General features: G+C 56.5%; 15 protein-coding genes. 6 read left to right on the top strand and 9 right to left on the bottom strand.

The features are described from left to right. Positions 1 to 17: 17 nt before the first annotated feature. Complete coding sequence (locus JIN87_RS22280) at positions 18 to 1,826, bottom strand: HDOD domain-containing protein (RefSeq protein ID WP_200357840.1); 1,809 nt, start codon at positions 1,824 to 1,826, stop codon at positions 18 to 20. A 137-nt stretch (positions 1,827 to 1,963) separates the two neighbouring features. On the opposite strand from JIN87_RS22280, the gene JIN87_RS22275 reads away from it, so the two are divergent. Together JIN87_RS22275 and JIN87_RS22270 are read left to right on the top strand one after the other, a co-directional pair. After that, on the top strand, positions 1,964 to 2,365 hold the full coding sequence (locus tag JIN87_RS22275) for a helix-hairpin-helix domain-containing protein (protein WP_200357839.1): 402 nt from the start codon (positions 1,964 to 1,966) through the stop codon (positions 2,363 to 2,365). Between the two features lie 92 nt (positions 2,366 to 2,457). After that, entirely contained in the window at positions 2,458 to 3,807 is a 1,350-nt protein-coding gene (locus JIN87_RS22270) for a Gfo/Idh/MocA family protein (protein WP_200357838.1), read from the top strand. Between the two features lie 6 nt (positions 3,808 to 3,813). Here JIN87_RS22270 and JIN87_RS22265 read toward each other — a convergent pair whose 3' ends face one another. From JIN87_RS22265 to JIN87_RS22255, 3 genes are read right to left on the bottom strand one after another with little or no spacing between them, the layout of a single operon-like run. Then, the gene (locus tag JIN87_RS22265) at positions 3,814 to 4,923 is read right to left on the bottom strand and encodes a DUF2891 domain-containing protein (protein WP_200357837.1); all 1,110 of its coding nucleotides are present in this window, start codon (positions 4,921 to 4,923) and stop codon (positions 3,814 to 3,816) included. A gap of 6 nt (positions 4,924 to 4,929) precedes the next feature. Then, entirely contained in the window at positions 4,930 to 5,172 is a 243-nt protein-coding gene (locus JIN87_RS22260) for a DUF4250 domain-containing protein (protein WP_325176403.1), read from the bottom strand. Between the two features lie 10 nt (positions 5,173 to 5,182). Then, positions 5,183 to 6,130: a lipocalin-like domain-containing protein gene (locus JIN87_RS22255; RefSeq protein ID WP_200357836.1), complete on the bottom strand. Its 948-nt coding sequence runs from the start codon at positions 6,128 to 6,130 to the stop codon at positions 5,183 to 5,185. Positions 6,131 to 6,267: 137 nt separating this feature from the next. Between JIN87_RS22255 and JIN87_RS22250 the strand changes: the two genes are divergently transcribed. Further along, on the top strand, positions 6,268 to 7,347 hold the full coding sequence (locus JIN87_RS22250; RefSeq protein WP_200357835.1) for a lactonase family protein: 1,080 nt from the start codon (positions 6,268 to 6,270) through the stop codon (positions 7,345 to 7,347). Between the two features lie 185 nt (positions 7,348 to 7,532). On the opposite strand, the gene JIN87_RS22245 is transcribed toward JIN87_RS22250, so the two are convergent. Together JIN87_RS22245 and JIN87_RS22240 are read right to left on the bottom strand one after the other, a co-directional pair. After that, positions 7,533 to 8,252: an SDR family oxidoreductase gene (locus tag JIN87_RS22245; RefSeq protein WP_200357834.1), complete on the bottom strand. Its 720-nt coding sequence runs from the start codon at positions 8,250 to 8,252 to the stop codon at positions 7,533 to 7,535. Between the two features lie 52 nt (positions 8,253 to 8,304). After that, positions 8,305 to 10,194, bottom strand: a complete 1,890-nt coding sequence (locus tag JIN87_RS22240; RefSeq protein ID WP_200357833.1) for a M61 family metallopeptidase — start codon at positions 10,192 to 10,194, stop codon at positions 8,305 to 8,307. Between the two features lie 129 nt (positions 10,195 to 10,323). On the opposite strand from JIN87_RS22240, the gene JIN87_RS22235 reads away from it, so the two are divergent. Together JIN87_RS22235 and JIN87_RS22230 are read left to right on the top strand one after the other, a co-directional pair. Then, entirely contained in the window at positions 10,324 to 11,376 is a 1,053-nt protein-coding gene (locus JIN87_RS22235; RefSeq protein WP_200357832.1) for an alkene reductase, read from the top strand. Between the two features lie 98 nt (positions 11,377 to 11,474). Then, positions 11,475 to 12,092: a DUF4097 family beta strand repeat-containing protein gene (locus tag JIN87_RS22230; protein WP_200357831.1), complete on the top strand. Its 618-nt coding sequence runs from the start codon at positions 11,475 to 11,477 to the stop codon at positions 12,090 to 12,092. Positions 12,093 to 12,162: 70 nt separating this feature from the next. Here the strand turns inward: JIN87_RS22230 and JIN87_RS22225 are convergent, their stop codons facing one another. Beyond that, positions 12,163 to 14,325 (bottom strand): carbohydrate binding domain-containing protein, encoded by a 2,163-nt coding sequence (locus JIN87_RS22225; protein WP_200357830.1) that lies wholly within the window; start codon positions 14,323 to 14,325, stop codon positions 12,163 to 12,165. A 430-nt stretch (positions 14,326 to 14,755) separates the two neighbouring features. On the opposite strand from JIN87_RS22225, the gene JIN87_RS22220 reads away from it, so the two are divergent. Next, positions 14,756 to 15,583 carry a DUF1853 family protein gene (locus JIN87_RS22220; protein WP_200357829.1) on the top strand — a complete coding sequence of 276 codons (828 nt, stop codon included), beginning with the start codon at positions 14,756 to 14,758 and terminating at the stop codon, positions 15,581 to 15,583. Positions 15,584 to 15,647: 64 nt separating this feature from the next. Here the strand turns inward: JIN87_RS22220 and JIN87_RS22215 are convergent, their stop codons facing one another. After that, positions 15,648 to 18,182: a glycoside hydrolase family 2 TIM barrel-domain containing protein gene (locus JIN87_RS22215; protein ID WP_200357828.1), complete on the bottom strand. Its 2,535-nt coding sequence runs from the start codon at positions 18,180 to 18,182 to the stop codon at positions 15,648 to 15,650. Positions 18,183 to 18,328: 146 nt separating this feature from the next. Further along, complete coding sequence (locus JIN87_RS22210) at positions 18,329 to 19,375, bottom strand: permease (protein ID WP_378924263.1); 1,047 nt, start codon at positions 19,373 to 19,375, stop codon at positions 18,329 to 18,331. Positions 19,376 to 19,537 lie beyond the last annotated feature (162 nt).

Here is a 19,537-nt window from a genome sequence, read left to right as displayed (position 1 = left end):
TGCCCACGCCCTACCTTTTAGTTTAGGGTGAAGGTCTTTGTGCGGCCGTAGTGCTCTGCGGTGATGCTTAGTTGCTCGATGGCGGTGATGCGCGCTCCTTCGATGGTGTCGCCCACTCCTAGGATGCGTCCGTTTACTTGGGCTTTCGCTCCTGAACTACGGTGAAAAATGGCGCCGAGCTGGATTTCTGGAAAGGGCGGCGGGGGCGGAGGTGGCGGCTCTGAGGGTGGCGTTTCGACGATTACCTCGGTGAGGATGGAGGGGGCTGCTTTGGGAGTGGCGTCAGTCTTCGAGGGCGCGTCGGATGACATGATTTCGTCGAGGATGTCTTGGCGGGAGCCGTAGTTTGCTCCTTGTGAGGGAGCGATGGATTCGGGCTCTTGGGCGGGGGCGTCTTCGATTGTGCTAAGAAAGTAGATACAGCTCAGGCAGCATACGATGCCTGCGGCGAAGGCGAGGTAGACGTTGTTGGTGTGCCGGTGGGCGGAAAGGCGTTCCTCCCGTTGCTCTTTTTTTTGTTGGGCGTCTTCGATCGCGCGGGAGAGCGCGTCGTGGGCGACTCGAGTTGTTGTTATGGGGGGTGGGGGGGCGTCGGTGGGGGCTTCCCGTTTTATGCTGAGCTTGGGTTTCGTTGGGAGGGGTTGTCCTCTGGCTACCAGTTCCCATTCGTCCCGCTTTTCGCTTAGGCCGATCTCGTGGAGGTAGGCTTGGTCTGCGATTGCATCTGCGTGTGAGGCTTGCTTGCGTTTGCGTACGACGGTATTGGCGGCGTGGACCGCGGTGAGGATGCTGAACTCGGATTGGCAGGCGTTTGCGGGGCGATGGTGCAGGGCGGTGGTTTGGCAGATGACGGAGGGCAGGTTCCAATTGGCCAAGAGGCGGGCTCCGACTTCCGCGTGGTCGCAGCCGAAGGCCTCGAGTTCGCTTCGCCAGGTGGAGCGGGAGTTTTCGTAGGCGCGGCGTTGGGCCTCGATGAACTGGTCTGGGATGACTTCGAGCAGGATCAGTTTGCCGATGTCGTGTAGCAGTCCGGCGGAGTAGGCGAGTTCCGCTTCTTGAGGGTTATCTGTAGTGTGAAGCGTGATACGGCGAGCTGCAGCGGCGACGTCGATGCTGTGGTTCCAGATCTCGCTCACGAGGGCGCAGTGGGTGGTCGATTGGCCTATGTAGTCGAAGACTTTGATGGCGAGCACGATGCTCTGCAGGGAACCGAGTCCGAGGAGATTGATCGCTTGTGAAAGGTCGCTAATCTCCTTGCCGAATCCGTAGAAGGGTGAGTTTACGGTTTCGAGGACTTTGGCGGAGAGGGCGAGGTCGAGGGAGATGAGTTCTGCTACATCGCTAATCGAAGCGTTCGGAGACTGGATGGCGCGAGCGATCTGGAGATAGCTGTCCGGCAGGCTCTGGAATTGGGAGCATGCTTCGAGGACTTGTTCGACTTGGGGGCTGGTTTGCCAGGAGCGTTCGCTGAGGCAGGTTTTGAGTTCTTCGAGCAACTCGTTGCTGGAGAGTTCTGTGGAGAGGAAGTGGCAGCCGCCTTCCAGGGCTCGGGAGAGGCTTGGCTTTTGATCTTCGCCGGCTCGGATGTAGGCGTGGGCTAGCGGCGCCCGGTCGATAAGTTTGGAAAGGAGGGCTAGTCCGTCGCCTTGGTTTGCGGCGAGGGAGGTGACGACGATGTCTGGAGTGGTATCCTCTACGGCTGCGAGAGCATCGGTTTCGTTTTGCGCCGTGACGAGTGTCCACGACGCGGCTTTAGGCTCCAAGGCGTTTTGGAGTGCCTCGATGGCGTTTGGATCTGGATCGATCACGAGGATTCGTGCACTCATCGGTCGGTTTGTTTGAGTAGGAGTATCGGTTGGATTGGGCGTTTTTTAAGTATTTGCTTCTGTATCCAGTTCGTGTGGGCGAAGGGGGGATTGGTCTGAACGTTTGACGAATAGCCGCAGCGGTCTAGTCTAGTGGAATGAGTACCCCCCTGACTGAGATTGCTGGCATTGGACCGGCGATGGCCGGCGTTCTTTCTGAGAATGGTTATTCGAGCGTGGAAGATATAGCGGCGAGTGATTTGGAGTCGCTTTGCTCGGTACCTGGCGTTGGACCAGTCAGCGGGGCGAGGATTCTTGCGGGAGCCCGGGAACTTGCCGAGGTGGACAAGATGCACGCGGTGCCGGTCGCTAAGAAAAAACCGAAGCCGGCGGTCAAAAAGAAACCAGCTCCTAAGGCGAAAAAGCAGAAGTCCAAAAAGTCGAAAAAGGGGAAGAAGGGAAAAAAGGCCGACAAGAAGGAAAAGAAGCCCGCCAAGTCTAAAAAGGCTAAGTCTTCGAAGAAGAAGTCGGGGAAGAAGAAATCCAAGAAGAAGAAGTAGGGCTTTCTTCATTTTGGTTCGTTCCGGTGTCGGTGACGTCGAAATGAGCTCGTCCCTTGACCCTTGGGCTCGGACTCATCATGTTTTGAAGCGTGAGCTCGAGTACTACCCCACTGAGTCGCCGCGGCTTTGTCAGTAAGGCATCGCTAGCGGTATCTGCCTTAAGCTTGAGCGCGTCTTCTTGGGGACGCGTGGTTGGAGCGAATGATCGGGTTCGCTTCGCGTTGATCGGTTGTGGAGGCCGAGGGGGGATCGTGGCTCTCAACATGGTGCAAATGGGCGGAGAGCTGGTAGCTCTCTGTGATTTGAACGAGCGCAAGTTCGACCGGGTGCTGGAGTTGATCGCGGAGGTGCAAACATCGAAGCCTCGTTTGATGAAGAGAATGGAAGAAGTCTTTGCGGCTTCGGATATCGATGCGGTGATCATTGCGACTCCTGACCACTGGCACGCTCCGGCGACGATTCTAGCCTGCCAGGCGGGGAAGGATGTCTATGTGGAGAAGCCGCACTGCCATAATCTTTGGGAGAGCCAGCAGATGTTGACGGTGGAGGCGGAGACGAAGCGTATTGTGCAAGTGGGTACGCAGAGTCGCAGCGCCCCGTACGTGCATGCTGCGATCGACTATATAAAATCGGGCAAGCTTGGTAAGGTGCATCTGGTCAAGGTCTATAACTTGAAGCCGGGAAAGCCCTTCTATCTTCCGGATTCGGGTGAGCAGCCTCGCGACCTGGATTGGAGCCAGTGGTTGGGGGCTGCCGCTGATCGAGATTGGCACAGTGGAATCTATCGGTACGGGTGGCACTTCTTTTGGGATTTTTGCGGAGGGGACATCTTGAACGACGCCTCGCATCAGGTGGACTTGGCTTGTCTCTTGATGGGAGATCCGGGGTTGCCTAACAGCGTATCCGCTTCAGGAGGACGGATTGCTCACAAGGGGGATGATGGGGAGACGCCGGACTTGTTGGAAGTGGTTTGCGAATACCCGGATTTCTTGATGACGGTGGAGCACTCGAATTACCCGAAGTATATGAGGAAGACGACGACAACGATTCGGCGTAAGGACGAGTTTCCTTATTGGACGCAGAACGCTACGCGCATCGAACTCTACGGGTCTGAGCTGATGATGACGATGGGCCGTCATGGTGGCGGTTGGATCGTGACTGACTCAGGCGGCAAAATCGTCGAGAAGATGTATGGTCGTCCACCTGACCAAGAGCACTGTACTGACTTTTTGAATGCGGTGAAGTCGCGGAAGAAGGCGTCGGCTCATCTTGACGCTTTGCATGCGAGCACCGGACTCATCCACATGGCCAATATCGCTCACCGAATCGGAAACCAGAAGATCTGGTGGGACGCCGGGAAAAAGCGTTTTAAGGACAACGCGGCTGCGAATGGGATGATGAAACGCAGCTACCGAAAGGGTTTCGAGATCAAGGTGTAGGGGAGCTCATCTCCCTGCTACAGATAGGGCGTAGACGGCGAAGGAGGCGAGCCAGTGTTCGCCTTCGTATCCGCCGCTGGCGATGTTTGGCAGGGTGACTTGGATGTGGGTGGCAGCGACTTGGCGCAGGTGCTTCTTGTGGGGGGAGTCTGGGGGCAGCTTTTGCGCGATGGCGGCAAGGCACCAGGCTCGGCTTAGATTGAGGCCGTCGAGGTGCACGAGTTGCCCGTCCATCCGGTCAGTGACTGTGGCGGGTTCCTCTAGGATTTGGGGAAGCTGGGGGAGGAATTCTGAGTACCAGTCTGCGAACTTTTCGGGACTGAGAATTCTCTGCATGAGATTGGCCTCTTCGAGGCAGGCGGAGAGGAAGTCGGATCCGCTGGGTTCGTAGTGGGCGGGGCAGTTCTTGTCGTTGGAGTAGTAGCGAAGGGCGGCTTCTTCGATGGCGGCTTTGAGTTCGGTGCGGTTGAGGGTGTGTGCGTAGTCCCAGGCGAATGACAGGCCGAAAGCGGTGTTGGGGTGGACTCCGGTTCGGATGGGGTAGGTTTGCTTGGGCAGGAACTCGATGTAGAGGGCTTCGATGTGATCGACCAGAGGCTGAAGGGCGGTCGCCCACTCGCGGGCTTGCGGATCTTCCCAAGTTTTTAGCTCTTCCGCGAGTTTCAGAAGCCAGGTCCAGCCGTAGGTGCGTTGGAAGCTTTTGCGCGTGCGGGGCGTCATGTAGTCGACCTCGCCTTGGATCTTGTGGGGCTGCAGGTTTTGAGAGATGGCGGCGCGGATCTTGTCTGCTTCGGGGAGTTCCGGAAACTCTTTTAGCAGGCGAATCAGCATCCAGTGCCCGTGGACAGAGGAGTGCCAATCGTAGCAGCCGTAGAATGCTGGGTGAAGTTCGCGAGGTGGCGCTTGGTCGGCATCGCTCTCCATGACGTGCCCGATTTTGTTGGGGTACTCGCGGCCGATGCAGTGGAGGGCGAGGGAAGCGAGGTGCGAGGCTCCTGCTTCGGTGAGGCGAGGAAGATCGTTCTGGTCGAAGCGAAGGTAATCGGTCTCGCTGCTCATCGATAGTGAAAAGGTGGATACAAAGCTGATGAAGGCGAGGGCGAGACGAGCGAGCATGGCGTATCAGCGGAACTGGTTGGCGGCTTCTATATACTCGTAGTCTTCTGCTGCCAGTTGTTGGCAGAGGGCGTCTTTGTCGACGGCATGCGAGAGGCAGAGGTCGTCGAGTGATTCGAAGTGATTTCTCAATGCGGTATTGACGATGCCTACGAGCAGGTTGGGGTCCATGTTGTGTATGTTGTTCCAGTCCACAGGGTGAGTGTTTTGGCAGCGTTCTCGGGCGCTTTCAAGAGTCTTGTTGTTCACTCCTTTTTCCTCACTCGGAGACGACGATTTTGCCAGGTTCGTAGAGGAGGCGGAAGCCGAAGCGAAAGGAGAGCATGCTCAGAATTTCCGCGAGGGTTTGTTCGCCCTCGAAGGTTTCGAAAATAACATGGGTGTCGTGGCCTTCTCGTTGGTGGATGTCGAAGGTGACGAGGAACGAATCGGAGGCTGTTTGGGCTAGGAAGTCAGCGATCTCCTTGAATGTTTTCCCGGCGATGTCGGGACCATGGACCGGGATGGTCTTGGCGAGAGCTTGAATCTCCTCGATGTCCTTCAGGTAGCTGGGGTCGAGATCGTTTCGCAGCTCTTTCCAGACGGAATTGATAATCACGCCTGAGGCGGAGTCGGGGTGCATCCAGCGAGAGCCGCACGAGCTTAGCAGTTTCTTGTTTCCTGCCCAGAGTCCAAAGCGGTTGCGGATACCCATGCCCCAGCCCATGTGGAACATTATGAGATCGTCTTGGGCTCGAGTGGCTACGAATGTTTTGTCGTCCTCGGACATTTCAGAGATGAGAAGGTCGGTGGCTTCCTTGAGGGTGCTCGGCATTTCTGGTAGCGCCAACAGGGCTTCCGACGTTTGGTCGGAGCGGACGAAGTCTAGGGATTGTCCACCGTCCGAGAGGGAGAGTCGAGAATCTGCTATTTTGAAGCTGATCGCCCAAGGTTCGCGATGGTCTGAAAAGTCGAAGATGACGTTGTCTCCATCGATCTGATACTTTCCGGTTTGTCTGGTCTGTATGCTCATCCCTCCGTCGGAGAATTTCTCGAAGCGACCGTTTTCCTTGAACGTGAGCTCGCAGGCGACTTCGTCGAAGAATAGAGAGTCGGAGAGGGGGCCGACCGTTTGCCATTTCCCAACGATCTCGTGATCCACTTTTTGGCACCCGAACAGAAGGCTCAGCGCGATGATCGGGAGGGAGTAATATTTTGTATTCTTCATAGTTCCTACAAGTGTAGGAATTGGGCGAAATAGCAAATCCGAGACGGTCTTTTTTTTGGTTCTCAATTGGTGGTCGAGAGTTAGGCTTTGCCATTCTAGTCGTAACCGACCGACTTCCAGTACTCTTTCGAAGACATATGAACTGCCGTTTTTTTCTTGGGACTTATACTTCAACGCTTGGCCATGTGGATGGCTGTGGTCCGGGGATTGTCCCGTGTGAAGTGGACTCCCGATCTGGAATTATGACTACAGTAGGAGAAGCTGTCGCCGTCGAAAATCCCTCTTATCTCTGGCTCAACGAAAAAGGTGATCGTCTGTACTCGATCTCTGAGATTTGCGATTTTGAGGGGCGTGACGATGGAGCGTTGAATTGTTTCGAGGTAGCTGAAGACGGGGGCTTGCGTTTGTTGCAACAGCGCAGCTCTAACGGGCCCGGGCCAGCCTATTGTCGGGGCGAGGAGACGGGGAGTCGTCTGCTGGTTGCGAACTACGTGGGGAGCAATGTGAACGTTTATCCCATTGCGGAGGACGGGCTGTTGGGAGAACCGGTTTCTAGCTTCAAGCATGAAGGGACGGGGCCAAACGAGTTGCGCCAGGAAGCCCCGCATCCGCATAGCATTGCGGTGATGCCTGGAAATGAAATCGTTTTCGTAGGCGACTTGGGAATCGACCAGCTGGTTGGCTATCGATTGGATGGATTAACGAAGTGTATCCAGAAAGAGGATGCATTGAGCGTGCGGTTGAGAGGTGGAACTGGTCCGAGACACTTCGTTGTTCAGGGGGCGTTGCGTGTCCTATACGTTGCATTGGAGCTTTCTTCGGAGATCGCGTGTATCCGTTTCGACGGAGATTGGAGGCAAGTGGGAGAGATTGAATACATCTCGTCGCATCGAAAAGGTGATGAGGCGACTTCTCATCCTTCCGAGATTTTGTTGAGTCCGGACGGGCGACACCTCTACATCGCGAATCGTGGGATCGACTGTATCTCTGGGTTCGAAATCGGAGAGGGTGGATCGCTTGAATGGTTGGGTGACTTTTCTTGCGTTGGGAAAACGCCGCGCCACATGGCTCTCTCCCCAGACGGGCTCTTGTTGCTTGTGGCACATCAGGACTCGAGCTCTCTTGATAGCTATTTTCGTGATGTGGAGAGTGGAGCGCTTAAGCCGACGGGTGAGTCGATGGCGGCCGGAACGCCGTCGTATATCGAGTTTTGCTAGTGACTTTTTTAATATGGCTAGTCGCACGAGGTAGATGACTGGCCCAGTCAGCCGCAATGCAGGATCAAGGCTCCACGGCGGCCTTCCCCCTTCGCCAAGGCTCCACGGCGGCCTGCGGCGAGGCCGCCCTACCTTTCACGTCCAATGAGAACGTGCCTATTCATCAGATAAACACTCTGGTGGTGTTAGACGTAGCTGAGTTTTTTGCTCACGCCTCCGTCTACCACAAAATCTTGGCCTGTGATGAACTCCGCTTTGTCGCTTACGAGGTAGGCTACCATTTGCGCGACATCCTCGGCTTTGCCGACACGGCCTGACCAGTGCTGGGAGTGATCTTCGGGGGTTGGCGTGTAGTCGTCACCGGTAAGTATCCAGCCAGGAGATACGCTATTCACTCTGATGGAAGGACCAAGACTCGCTGCGAGAGAATGTGTGAGGGAGATAAGGCCGCCTTTGCTGGCGGTATAGGCGAACGTATTTGCTTCGGATCTGATTCCACGGATCGACGCGATGTTTACGATGCTCCCTTTGGCTTGTCTGAGGTACGGTGTTGCCGCTTTGGCGCAGTAGAATGGGCCTCCAAGGTTCACTTCGATCACTCTCTTCCAGTCTTCGGGAGAGCAAAAATCTATTTCCTTTGTGCCTGGATCGGCGATGCCAGCATTGCATATGAGGGCGTCTAGGCGACTTGTTTTTGAGCAAATATTGTCGATGGCCTTTTCTACCGCATCAAATTGGCTGACATCGCATTGAATGAAATCGACCGAGGGAGGAAGTTCTTTTGCGAGCTCCAAGTCGAGTCCGAGGACGCTGACGTGAAATCCTTTTGTTTCCAAAAGTCCGACGATGGCTTTTCCAATTCCCCGTTCGCCTCCGGTTACGATTGCAGATTTGGCTGTATTCATTTTTTTGATTTAGTGGCGGCGAAGGAGGAGATGGAGTGTTTGTCTGGCAGTCCTAACTTTCCCTCCGTGGCGAGTAGATTGCTTCGATTAGGTCTGGTTTGGATTCGTCTCTAACCAATTCTAGATAGCGCAAGCCGCCGTCGTATTTGACTGTGAGGGTGCGGAATCGGTCGCCGTCTTCTACGAGAAATCTCACTTCTCCGTGCATGACTGTATCGGCGATGGCGTCGCGGAAACGGTTGAGGGAGAACTTACGGTCGTTGACGCCGATGATGATCATGCCCGGGGCAATGCCGGCGAGGTCGGCCGGCATGCCTGTGACGACGTTGCTGCTGACTTTACCGCTACTGCTGACGTTCATGCCGAGGGAGTCGTGGGCGTTGGCGTAGTTGTAAGTATTTTCAAAGTACTTTTGGGAGTCGGAACGTTCGTCGCTGTAGCGGAGCTTGTATCCAAGAAGCTCTACAAAATCGACTGTGAGTTTTTCTTGTGGTTTGCGGATGCGTTCGTCGACCAGCTTGTCCCAGTCGTAGTCGTGGAGGCTCTTGAGGGTTTCGATCACTTCTTCCTCCGAGAAGGGGAGACGTGTTCCGCCGGGGTAGTTGGCTCCGAGGAATTTTTGGGTAAAGTCGTCGAGCGTTACCGCGTTGTCGGTTTCGGTGCGAAGAATGGCGTCGATCTCCAGCCAGAAGAGAAGGCCTTCGTTGTAGTAGTCTTGGTTGCGGCGTAAGCTGCTCCAGTGTTTGCTGCCGCCTCGGAGCTGGTAGGCCGCGGCGGCTGTGTCTTCGAGGCTTCGCCATTGGCGGCCTGTAGTGGCTCGGCGGCTTCGGATGTTGTGGGCGAGGGTGCTTTTGAGATGGTCGATATCCCAGATCCCGCTTCGGGTGGTGAGGACTTCGCCGAGGTGTTGGGTCAGGCCTTCGTAGACCCAGAGGAGTCGGGAGTCTTTGGGGGTGTGGAAGTCGTGTGTGTGCATGCCGTCCGGGCAGCGGAACTTGCCGCACCAGGAGTGGACGAACTCGTGAGGGAGCAGACTGCCTTCCCAGCCGAGCAGTTTCTTTTCGTCGACGAGGGCGCGTTCGCTGATGCCGTTGAGGCTGCTCTTGAGGTGTTCGAGTCCGATGTTGGGAATCTCGTCGCTGCACATCACGAGAAAACTGTATTCTTCGAAGTGGGCTCCGCCGAAGAGGAGGCTGGATTCTAGGACGAGGTTGCGGAATTTCTCGAGCGTCTCGTCGGGGACGATCAGGGCGGCGGATGACTCGGAGGTGGCGAGGAGTTTGCAGCTTGGGAAGCCTTCGGTGGTGAGGTCGAAGCTACGAAGGTGTTCGCCCATGATGGCGGGGCTGTCGACGAGTTCGAGGAGTGTAACAGGGGCGAGTCTCCAAACGTCGTCTGTTTTTTCAGCGGGGATGGCGCTGCCTAGTTTCCATTTGTGAGGTAGGGTGAGCTTGGTGCTCACTTCAATGTCTGTGTGCTGGTGTTCTTCGGGGTAAACGACGAGTGTATTCCAATTTATGATACCGACGTAGGTGTTGCCGTAGGTGTCGACGCTCGAGGAGTTGGTGGAGGGTTGGCTGCAGATGTAGTCGAGCTCGATGGTGAGCTCCTTGTTTCCCTTTGGCACGTCGACGAGGAAGCGGAATCGGTCTATGGGGTCGCGGGTCCAGTGGAGGCGTTCTCCTTTCTCGTCGAAGATACGGAGCCCGCCCATGTTTTCGATGGGGCCGCGCGGGGCATGGATGCCGGGAATCCATTCGGGGTAGCGGATAGCGAGCTCGCCAGGTGTGGTGGCGAAGGTCATGCGGGCGTGCACCAGTTTGCGGGAGATCTCGGAGGCGTCGACTTCGAGACTCATGCTGAAAGGTTTGGCGGAGAGCGCGGCGGTGAACGCGGAAAGAAGCAGGGTTGCCAGAGCGAGGGGCAAGAGTTGGGATCTCATGGCTGAAAACGGTGGATGAAGCGGGGGCGTTGAGCAATGGTTGATTCTGCCCAAATTTTGTGAAGTAGATTGAAGGGCTTGTTCGTGGGATAGCGGCAAGCATCGCTAAACGCTAAATCGATTTTCGAAATGAACGTACTTTTAGAACCGGTAAAAATTGGAGCTTGGGAGCTCTCGAACCGAGTCGTGATGGCTCCTTTGACCCGCTGTCGTGCTGGAGAGGGGCGGGTGCCGACTGCTCTGATGGCGGAGTACTACGCGCAGCGAGCGAGCGTAGGCCTGATCATCAGCGAAGCCTGTTCGGTGACTCCGATGGGGGTGGGCTATCCTGATACGCCGGGGATTTGGTCGCGTGAGCAGGTTGAGGGGTGGCGCAAGGTGACCGATGCGGTCCATGCGGCAGGCGGGAAGATCCTCTTGCAGCTTTGGCATGTGGGGCGGGTTTCGGATCCGTCCTATTTGGATGGGGCGCGACCGGTGGCGCCTTCGGCGATCGCGCCAGCGGGGCATGTAAGCTTGATTCGCCCGGAGAAGGCGTTTGTGACGCCGCGAGCCTTGGAGGAGGACGAGATTCCCGGAATCGTGGAGGCTTACCGCAAGGGGGCAGAGAATGCGAAAGCGGCCGGTTTCGACGGGGTGGAAATTCATGGGGCGAACGGCTATTTGATCGACCAGTTTTTACAGGCTTCAACCAACAAGCGTGAGGACAGCTACGGTGGATCGCTCGAGAATCGGGCTCGTTTTCTTTTGGAGGTGACGGATGCTGTGCTCTCGGTTTGGGGCGCGGATCGCGTGGGGATGCATCTCTCGCCGCGCTGCGACGCGCACGATATGGGCACCCCTGAAAAGGAGGAGACCTTCGAGTACGTCGCTCGCGAGTTGGGCGAGCGCAAGCTTGCGTTTATCTGCGCTCGGGAAGCGAAAGGACCGGATAGCCAAGGGCCGAAGCTGAAGAAGATTTTTGGTGGCAGCTACATCGTGAACGAAGGTTTTGATGCGGCCTCGGGCAAGGCGGCGATCGAAGCTGGAGAAGCGGACGCGGTCGCGTTTGGCAAACTCTTGATTGCGAACTCGGATCTGGTGGATCGGATCGCAAAGGATGAGGGCTTCAACGAGTGGGATGAAGGTAGCTTCTACGGCGGCGCGGAAGTCGGGTACACGGATTATCCGCTGCTTGGCTAATGCGCAAATGGGGCCGTTGCAGCGCGTTGCAGGCGACGGCCCGATTGGTGTGACTTTCTGAGTAACCAATTCTGAGGGGCGGGGTAGTCAGTGGTGTTATGACCAATCCAAGATCCATACCCCTCTTTGCTTTTCTCGCTGCTTTTTTGACGTTGTTCGCCGGTTGCTCGGTGGCGACGAATCACTATGTCAAGGAGGGGGCTGACGAGAATCGGAGCTTCTCGACGGTGGCTGGCAATATCCGGGTGGGAGCCAATGCGAGCATTCGCGACGCCAAGACGGTGGCGGGAAACATAGATGTGAGAAGCGGTAGTCGGACTGGAAGCCTGAACACGGTAGCGGGTGAGATCTGGGTCGGCGAAGGCGCTCAGGTCCGTGGCTCGGTGAAAACGGTCGCCGGGAATGTCGAGGTTGCCCCGGGGGCGACGATTTCTGGCAGCGTGAATACGGTTGCGGGTAACGTGACTTTAAAAGAGAGCGAAGTTTCGGGTGACGTGAAGATCGTTGCCGGTGAGCTGAGGGTACTCGCCTCGAAGGTGCGGGGGGACGTTGTCGTGAGCAAGAGCTCCAAGAATTCGGGGGAGGCTCTCGTCGATATCGGAGAAGGATCGCAGGTAGGCGGTATCGTCGTGAAGCGATCTGCGAACGTGAGGCTTCGTATTCACAGTTCCGCTACTGTCGGGATGATTGAGGGCGTCGAGGCCGAATATTATTGAGGTCGAGTTCTTTTGGGATTGTGGCCGTTGGGGACAACGGCCGCTACCTTTTTGATGGTTGAAGGCTATCCTAGTTTGCTTTGGATAGGTTGACTTGGTCGATGTAGTACCAATCGCCCGCTCTGGCATCGTCGGCGAACCAGAAGTAGAGTCTTCCGTCTTTTACCGACGAGGTGAAGTTCTTGGTCGTGAATTTCACGGTGAAGGTCTTCCATTCGGTTGTGAGATCCACAGATGTAATTTTGAGGCCGTAGTTGCTGTACGGTGACACGTGCTTGGTGAGGGCGACTTCCAGGTCGCGTCCGGAATTCGAGTAGGCTGCAAAGGTGAGCACGTATTCTGTGTTCGGTTCGAGAGGAACGCCGGATTGCAGTAGTTGAATGTTGGTTCCTAGGGAATTGAGAGCGATCAACGCTGCGTTGCCGGTGCCATTGTAGCTCGAGAAGGTAGTCTTGGCATATCCTGATCCGTTGGTGTAGAAGCTCCAAGAGGAGAGGTCGTTTTCGAAGTCGCCGTTCTTCAGGACGTTTGAGTTTGGCTGAGGTTGGATGACTGGATCTTGCTCGGGAGCTGGATCCTCTTCCTTTTCGTTGTCCGGCTCTGTTGCTGGATCTGGATCCGATCCGGAATCAGGTTCGGCTTCTTGCTCCTGGTTGGGCTCGAAGAGCTGGACGTTGTCTATGAGGTATCGGTCTCCGTTTTTCGCGTCGTCTGCAAACCAGAAGACGAGACGTCCGTCTGATATCTCCGAGCTGAAGCCTCTCGTGGTGAAGGTCAGCGTGTGTACGTCCCAGCTGCTTGTGATGTCTACCCGCTCTAGGTTTAAGCCATAGTTTGTGTATGGTGTTCCGTGTTTGCTGAGAGAGACGCGGAGATTGTTTCCGGAGTTGGATGAAGCGGAGAAGGCCAGCTTGTATTCAGTATTTGGTTTGAGGCGGATGCCTGATTGGAAGAGCTGGGTGTTCGATCCGATTGAGACGATGGAAACCTCGGCCGCTGCGCCAGTGCTGGAGTCTGCGACCTCTGTAGTATTCGCGCTGCCAGCTCCATTTGTGTAGAACTTCCAGTCTGTTAGTCCGTCGTTGAACGTGCCGTTTTTCAGAGCGTTTGTTACGGGGAGAGGCGTTTCTGGGGCTGGCTCCGGCTCAGGTTGGGGCTCCGTTTCTGGTTCCGATCCCGCTTCGACGATCTGGATGTTGTCCAGGTAGTATCGATCGCCGTTTCTCGCGTCGTTGGCCAGCCAGAAGGCGAGACGTCCGTCTGTTACGTTTGAGCTGAATCCCTTGGTTGTGAAAGTCAGGGTGTGCGTCTTCCAGTCGGTTGTGAGGTTTACGATTTCCCGGTTCAGTCCATAGTTCGTGTAAGGAGTGCTGTGCTTGCTAAGGGAGAGGCGAAGGTCGTGTCCGGTGCTGGAGTAGGCGTCGAAGGATACCTTGTATTCAGTATTTGGTTTGAGGGGAATGTCTGATTGGAAGAGCTGCGTGTTGGTTCCGACTGAATTGATGGAGATCTGGACTGCGTTTCGCGATTCAACGATTTCTGCGCTGCCTGATCCGTTTGTATAGAATTTCCAATACGATAGACCTTCGTCGAAACTGCCGTTTTGCAGGGCGTTGATGCTTGGCTTGGAATCTTGGATCTCGATTGTTTGCTCCAGCGTGACTGGCTCCGAGGAAACGTGGACGTAGGCTACTATTTTCAGGTTGGCGGTACCCGCTTGATCAATGAGAAGCAGTCCATCGAATGGGGCTTCGGTAGCGGTGGCTTCGAGTTGGCCGTCGATGTAGTAGTCCACGTAACTCACTCCTTCCGTATCGCTGATGTCGAGGGAAACGAGGAAAGGCTCTCCGGTGAAAAGAGAATCTGAATCGGCGGAGGAGATGAAGTCGATGCTGATGCTGGGGGGGAGATCGTGAATCTCGTGGGTCGCTACGTTCGTGTAGTCTGTTGTCCCGAACGCGTTGTAGGCGCAGACGCGGTAGCTGTAGTGGGTGTCGGTCTCGATCGTCTCGTCGCGGAAAGTGGTGTCGTTTGCGGAGGTTTCGCCGATGATTTCGAAGGCTTCCCCGTTGATGGAGCGTTCTACAAGAAAGCCGATCTCGTTGTCCGAGTTGTCGGTCCAGTCGAGGCCTACGCTATGACCCATGGCGTAGGTTTGCCAAGAGAGTAGGAGAGTGAGGATTGTGTATCTGAATAGCAGATACGTTTGCGTTGCTTTTCTTGAATAACTCATTTCCCGTGGAAGTTGAATTTCCTGAGTGGGGTGGGAGTTATTAATTCGATTTCAGATGTGGCTTCTGGAGCTGGGAGCGAATAGCTGGGAAGAATGATGATTGGCGGCTATCGTTTTCCCTTCGGGGTTTTTAGGAAACTACCCCAGCTTGCCTTAGCGGCTCTTTGCTAAGTCGTTGATTCCCAGTCGGAGGGCGAATCCCCGTTTTATCGAGGACAGGTAAAAGCGATAGAGTGGAACCGCGTATTGTCCGTAGAGGCCGAAGGTTGGACTGCAGAAATAGCGGATATAAGAAACGGTGTTTGCTGATGGGTTGCCACAATTTGAATACAACGACGAGGTTGTTTGCTCTTGCTCTACTCTCACGCACTGAGGCGTTTAGGGAGAAAAGGATTGAGATCGGGCGTCGCTTTTCCGATTGCTGATTTTCGTGGAACGACGGAACTGTACTTTCAGCAGCGCGATCCTGAGCGGGTTGCGGGACCTCCCTTTGCTGGTGGGAGATCTGGAAGAGGCGAAGGTTTGGAAGCGCGCGTTCCGAACCCCGGATGACGTCGCCGTTTTAAATTTTGATCAAAAGCTGGGGCATCTTTACGAGGACGCGTTTGAACGTCTGATTCAGATGGATGCGGGATTGGAGCTGCTCGCTCGCAATCTGCAGGTTCCTCGCGCCGACGGATCGACCCTTGGCGAAATCGATTTTCTGATTCGCGATCGCGCGAGCGGATTGGTGACTCATGTCGAACTGGCGGTTAAGTTCTATCTCTCCTTTGTGGATGGAAGCTGTGTTGAGCGGTTTCCTGGGCCGGACCCGAGGGATAATTGGTTGAACAAGTTGGATCGGCTGCGGAGCAGGCAGTTGCGCTTGGGGAGGCTTGAGGAAACGAAGGCGCTGTTGAAGGAGAGGTTTGGGGTTGAGGAAGTCGCCGTTGGCCAACGGATCTATGGAGCTCTTTTTGATCGGTTTGACCGGGAGGGGCATTCGCGGCCGCCGAGCGTTCGCGCGGGATGCGTGCGTGGGTGTTGGCTGTATTTTGAGGAGTTGGACCGCTGCTTCGGCGGGCGAACGGAGTTCTTCGTTTTGCCAAAGTGTTTGTGGGGAGCGAAGATCGACGAGCGTGTGCTTGCGGAGCTGGATCGGGTTTCGGTGGAGGAGTTGGGGGAGCTTGCGACGGAGCGATGTGTGATGCTATGGGACGAGGTTTGCGCTCGTCCTGTGTTCGTTGCGCCGAGAAGTTGGCCTGGTGTAGGGGCGTAAAAAAGGCAGAGCGCCTTGGGGCTGCTCTGCCTTGAAAGTGGATGGTTCGAATGATCGCGTTCGCTTACTCGATCGTGAGGACGACGGTTTGAGATGCGAGGCCTTTTGAAGTGGCGGTGATGCGTGCGGAGCCGGCGTCGCGGTAGGACTGGACGATGAGCAGGGCTCGGCCTTGGTCCGTTACGATGCGGTTGGACTGGAAGTCCTGCACGTTGGTTTGGGCTCCTGTATCCACTCCGAGGAGACGGACGTCACCTTCGATTTCGAATACGACTTCGCGGTCGTCGGTTTTGACGGGCAATCCGTTCTCGTCGACCAGTTGGACCACGAGGTGGGAGACGTCGTAGCCGTCTGCGGCGAGAGTGGTTTTGTCCGCGGTGAGGCTGGCTTTGACGGGCGTGGATGCGGTGCTGAGCTGGGCTTCGACTGCTGTGCCTGCGAGACTGGCTTTGGCGGTGAGGGTGCCTTCCTCGAATGGGAGAGCCCAGCGGAAGAGGCGGTCAGGGCTTTCCGACATGCTACGGCTGCCGAGGGAGCGTCCATTGATGAAGAGCTCTACGATGCTGTAGTTGGAGCAGACTTCCACGATGATCTGTTCGCCTGGCTGGTAGTTCCAGTGTGTATTCGGAACTGAGGTTTCCCATTTGTAGGCGTTTCTGCTCTTGGCGACGGGTTGGCCGCTGTGTTCATCGAGTTTGAAGGGGGAGCCTTTTACCGGCTTGGTGGCGATGGAGATGTGGGGCTCGTCTACCCAGATGCTTTTGAAGTAGTTCCAGCCTGGGTTGCGGAAGCCGGCGAGGTTGAGCATGTCGCCGTACCAGTGCTTTTGTGGCCACTTCTGGTAGGATTCGCCCATGTAGGCGATGGCGGTCCACATGTACATGGAGAAGACGCCTGGGTTTTCGAGGACGTGCTTCCAGTCGTCCCAGGTGCCGGGGCACTCGTTGATGGTGACTTGCTTGTGGGGGAAGTGGTGCTCCGACCAGCTGAGCTCCATGTTGCGGTAGGAGAAGCCGACGATGTCGACGGCGTCCGCGTAGCCGCTGACCATGCTGACGTGAGGGACGACGAGGTTGGCGGTGGTGGGGCGTGTGGTATCGAATTTCTTGACCCAGTCGTTCAGCTTTTTGGCGGTTTCGGCTAGGATGTATTCACCCTTTGGCGACGCGTCGTAGCGTTTCTTTAATTCTTCCGGGGAGAAGATCGGCTTGCTGCCCCAGTACTTGCCTGAGTTTTGCGGATCGTTGGGGTCTTTCCAGAAGCCGGTGACGTAGCGGTAGTGCAGGTAGGTCCACTCGATCTCGTTGCCGATGGACCACTGGAAGACGGATGGGTGGTTGCGGTCGCGCAGCATGGTGCGCTCGAGATCGCTGTAGGCCCACTCCTGGAAGTGCTCGACGTAGCCTCGGGTAATGTAGTCGTCGTGGCGGTCGTGGTAGTTCTGGCGCTTGTCTTTGGCGTAGTCCCACTCGTCGAAGAGTTCGTTTTGGACGAGCAGGCCGAGCTCGTCGCAGAGGTCGAGGAACTCTTGTGAGAAGGGGTTGTGGGAGAGGCGGATGGCGTTGACGCCGCCTGCTTTGAGTTCCTCGAGTCGGCGTCTCCAAACGCCTTCAGGGACAGCGGCGCCGACGAGTCCGCCGTCGTGATGGAGGCAGACGCCTTTGACGAGGGTGGGCTTGCCGTTGAGGAAGAATCCTTCTTTGGCGGCGAAGCGGAGGCTGCGGATGCCGAAGGGGGTGGTGTATTTGTCGATCGTCTTGCCGTTCTGGCTAAGGGTGGAAACGGCGGTGTAGAGGTTTGGGTTTTCTGTATCCCAGAGGGCTGGCTGGGCGACGGCGAGGGATTGGGTGAAGGCTTCTTGGGCGCCGCGTTCGAGCTTAAGGCGCTCGCTGGTTTCGGCCACGATCTGGCCGTTCGCGTCCACGATGGAGGTGGAGAGAGTGAAGGCGGCTTTCTTGGTGGAGGTGTTGGCGACCTTGGTCTCGATTTGGACGGTGGCTTCTTGGTCGCTGATTCTCGGAGTGGTGACGTAGGTGCCCCAGATTGGGATGTGGAGCTCGTTTACGGTGATGAGCTTTACTTTGCGATAGATGCCGGAGCCGGTGTACCAGCGGGCGTCGGCGTAGCGCGAGTGGTCGACGTGCACGGTGAGAATGTTCTCTTGGCCTGGCTTGGCGAGAAGGTCGGTGAGGTCGAAGTAGACGGGAGAGTAGCCGTATGGGTTTTCGCCCAGCTCGACGCCGTTGAGCCAGAACTTGGCGTTGTTGTAGACGCCGTCGAACAGGACGAAGGTACGTTTGCCGTCGTTGTTAGTCGGGGTTGGGAAGTGTTTTTGGTACCAGCCGATGCCGCCGGGGAGGTAGCCGGTGTTGCCTTCCCATTCTTCGCTGAAGGAGTGTTCGACGCTCCAGTCGTGGGGGAGACGGACGTCGCGCCAGTCGCCGTCGTCGAGCGGCATTTTCGGGCCGAGCTTCTCGGATTCGCCTTGCAGGTGGAATTTCCATCCGAAGTTGAAATCCGCTTCGCGGGTTAGCTGGGAGCTCGCGTGAGCGGCGACAGTGGCGGCGAAGGCGAGCAGGGCTAGTTTAAGAGCTTTCATGTTTCGATCGGTTCGACAGAGGGCGAAAAGGCACACATTGTGCGCAATATCCAATCAAAGTACAGTGGAGATCTCTGCTAGGCCAGCGCCTAATTCGCAGCGGGCGCTGAACCATTTTAACGGGCGCCTGCTGGGGTGGCTGTGTTTCACACGAAGAGCGGCAGGAGGTAGCCGGTAGCGATTGCCATCGTGAAGACGACGACGAGGAAGGCGATGATGATGGGCTGCTTGAAGATGGATTTGAGAAGGATGACTTCGGTGATGCTGGCTCCGGCGCTGCCGATGATGAATGCCATGGCGGCTCCGAGGCTCATGCCTTTCTCGACGAGTCCGAGGCTGATGGGGATGACCGCTTCGGCCCGGACGTAGAGAGGGACTCCGATGATGGCCGAGAAGGGGATGGCTAGGGGATTGTCGGCGGAGGCGTAGCGGCTAATGAAGGTGTCGGGCACGAAGCCGTAGATGATGGCTCCGATGGCGGTTCCGATGAGCATATAGGGGAGGGCTTGGCGGAAGTCTTGGAAAGCTTGCTGGAGGGCCGGCTTAGAGGCGCTTGCGATAGTGGGGCGCTGGCTGGCGGTCTTTTCCTCGCTGCAGCATGAGCTGGATGGCGAGGCTGTGACCGGTTTGGGGGTGCAGCAAGGTGAGCTGGAGGGAGCGAGTGAAGGCTTGGGGCTGCAGCAGGAATCAGCGGGAGATAGGGAGGGGGCGCTGGCGAGGGAGAAGGTCGCTTTGCGCGGGGTGGGGGAGGTGTGCGGCTGCAGGTATTTTCCGAAGCCTAGCTTGTCGAGGGCCAGTCCCGCCAGGATAGAGAAGAGCATGGCGGAGGCGAAGTAGTAGATGGCGGCCTTTAGTCCGAAGCTGACGAAGAAGAGGCCGATGATGATCGGGTTGAGCAGGGGGCTGGCGAGCAGGAAGACGATGATGGCTCCGAAGTTGGTGCCAGCGCGGATCAGTCCTTTGAGGAAGGGGATGGTGGAGCAGGAGCAAAAGGGTGTGATGGCTCCCAGCAAGGCGGCGATGGCGTAGCTTCGTTTGTTGCTAAGGAGGGTGCGGATTTTTTCCGGGGGGATGAAGCTTTGGATCATCCCGATCAGGTAGCTGATTGAGATGAAGAGCAGGGTGAGCTCGGCGAAGATGAACAGGAAAGTGCCGCCCGCTTGGGAGAGGGAGTCAAGCGTGTCGGAGCCGATGGAGGGCTCGAGGCCGGAGAGGATCTGCCGGATGCCTTGGCCGAGCCATTCGCTGATGCTGAGAGATTCGTTGCTTGCTGTGGATTGCATGGCGCTGGGGCTCCTGGCGTTGCGTTTCCGCGTCCGAGGCCTGGGAGCTCGTGTTGAATATTTATAATTCTA

The sequence above is a fragment of the Pelagicoccus mobilis genome (genome assembly GCF_016595505.1).
Classification (GTDB): Bacteria; Verrucomicrobiota; Verrucomicrobiia; order Opitutales; family Opitutaceae; genus Pelagicoccus; species Pelagicoccus mobilis.
Note: the sequence above shows the minus strand (reverse complement) of the source record. Positions and strands in the feature narration are given on the sequence as shown.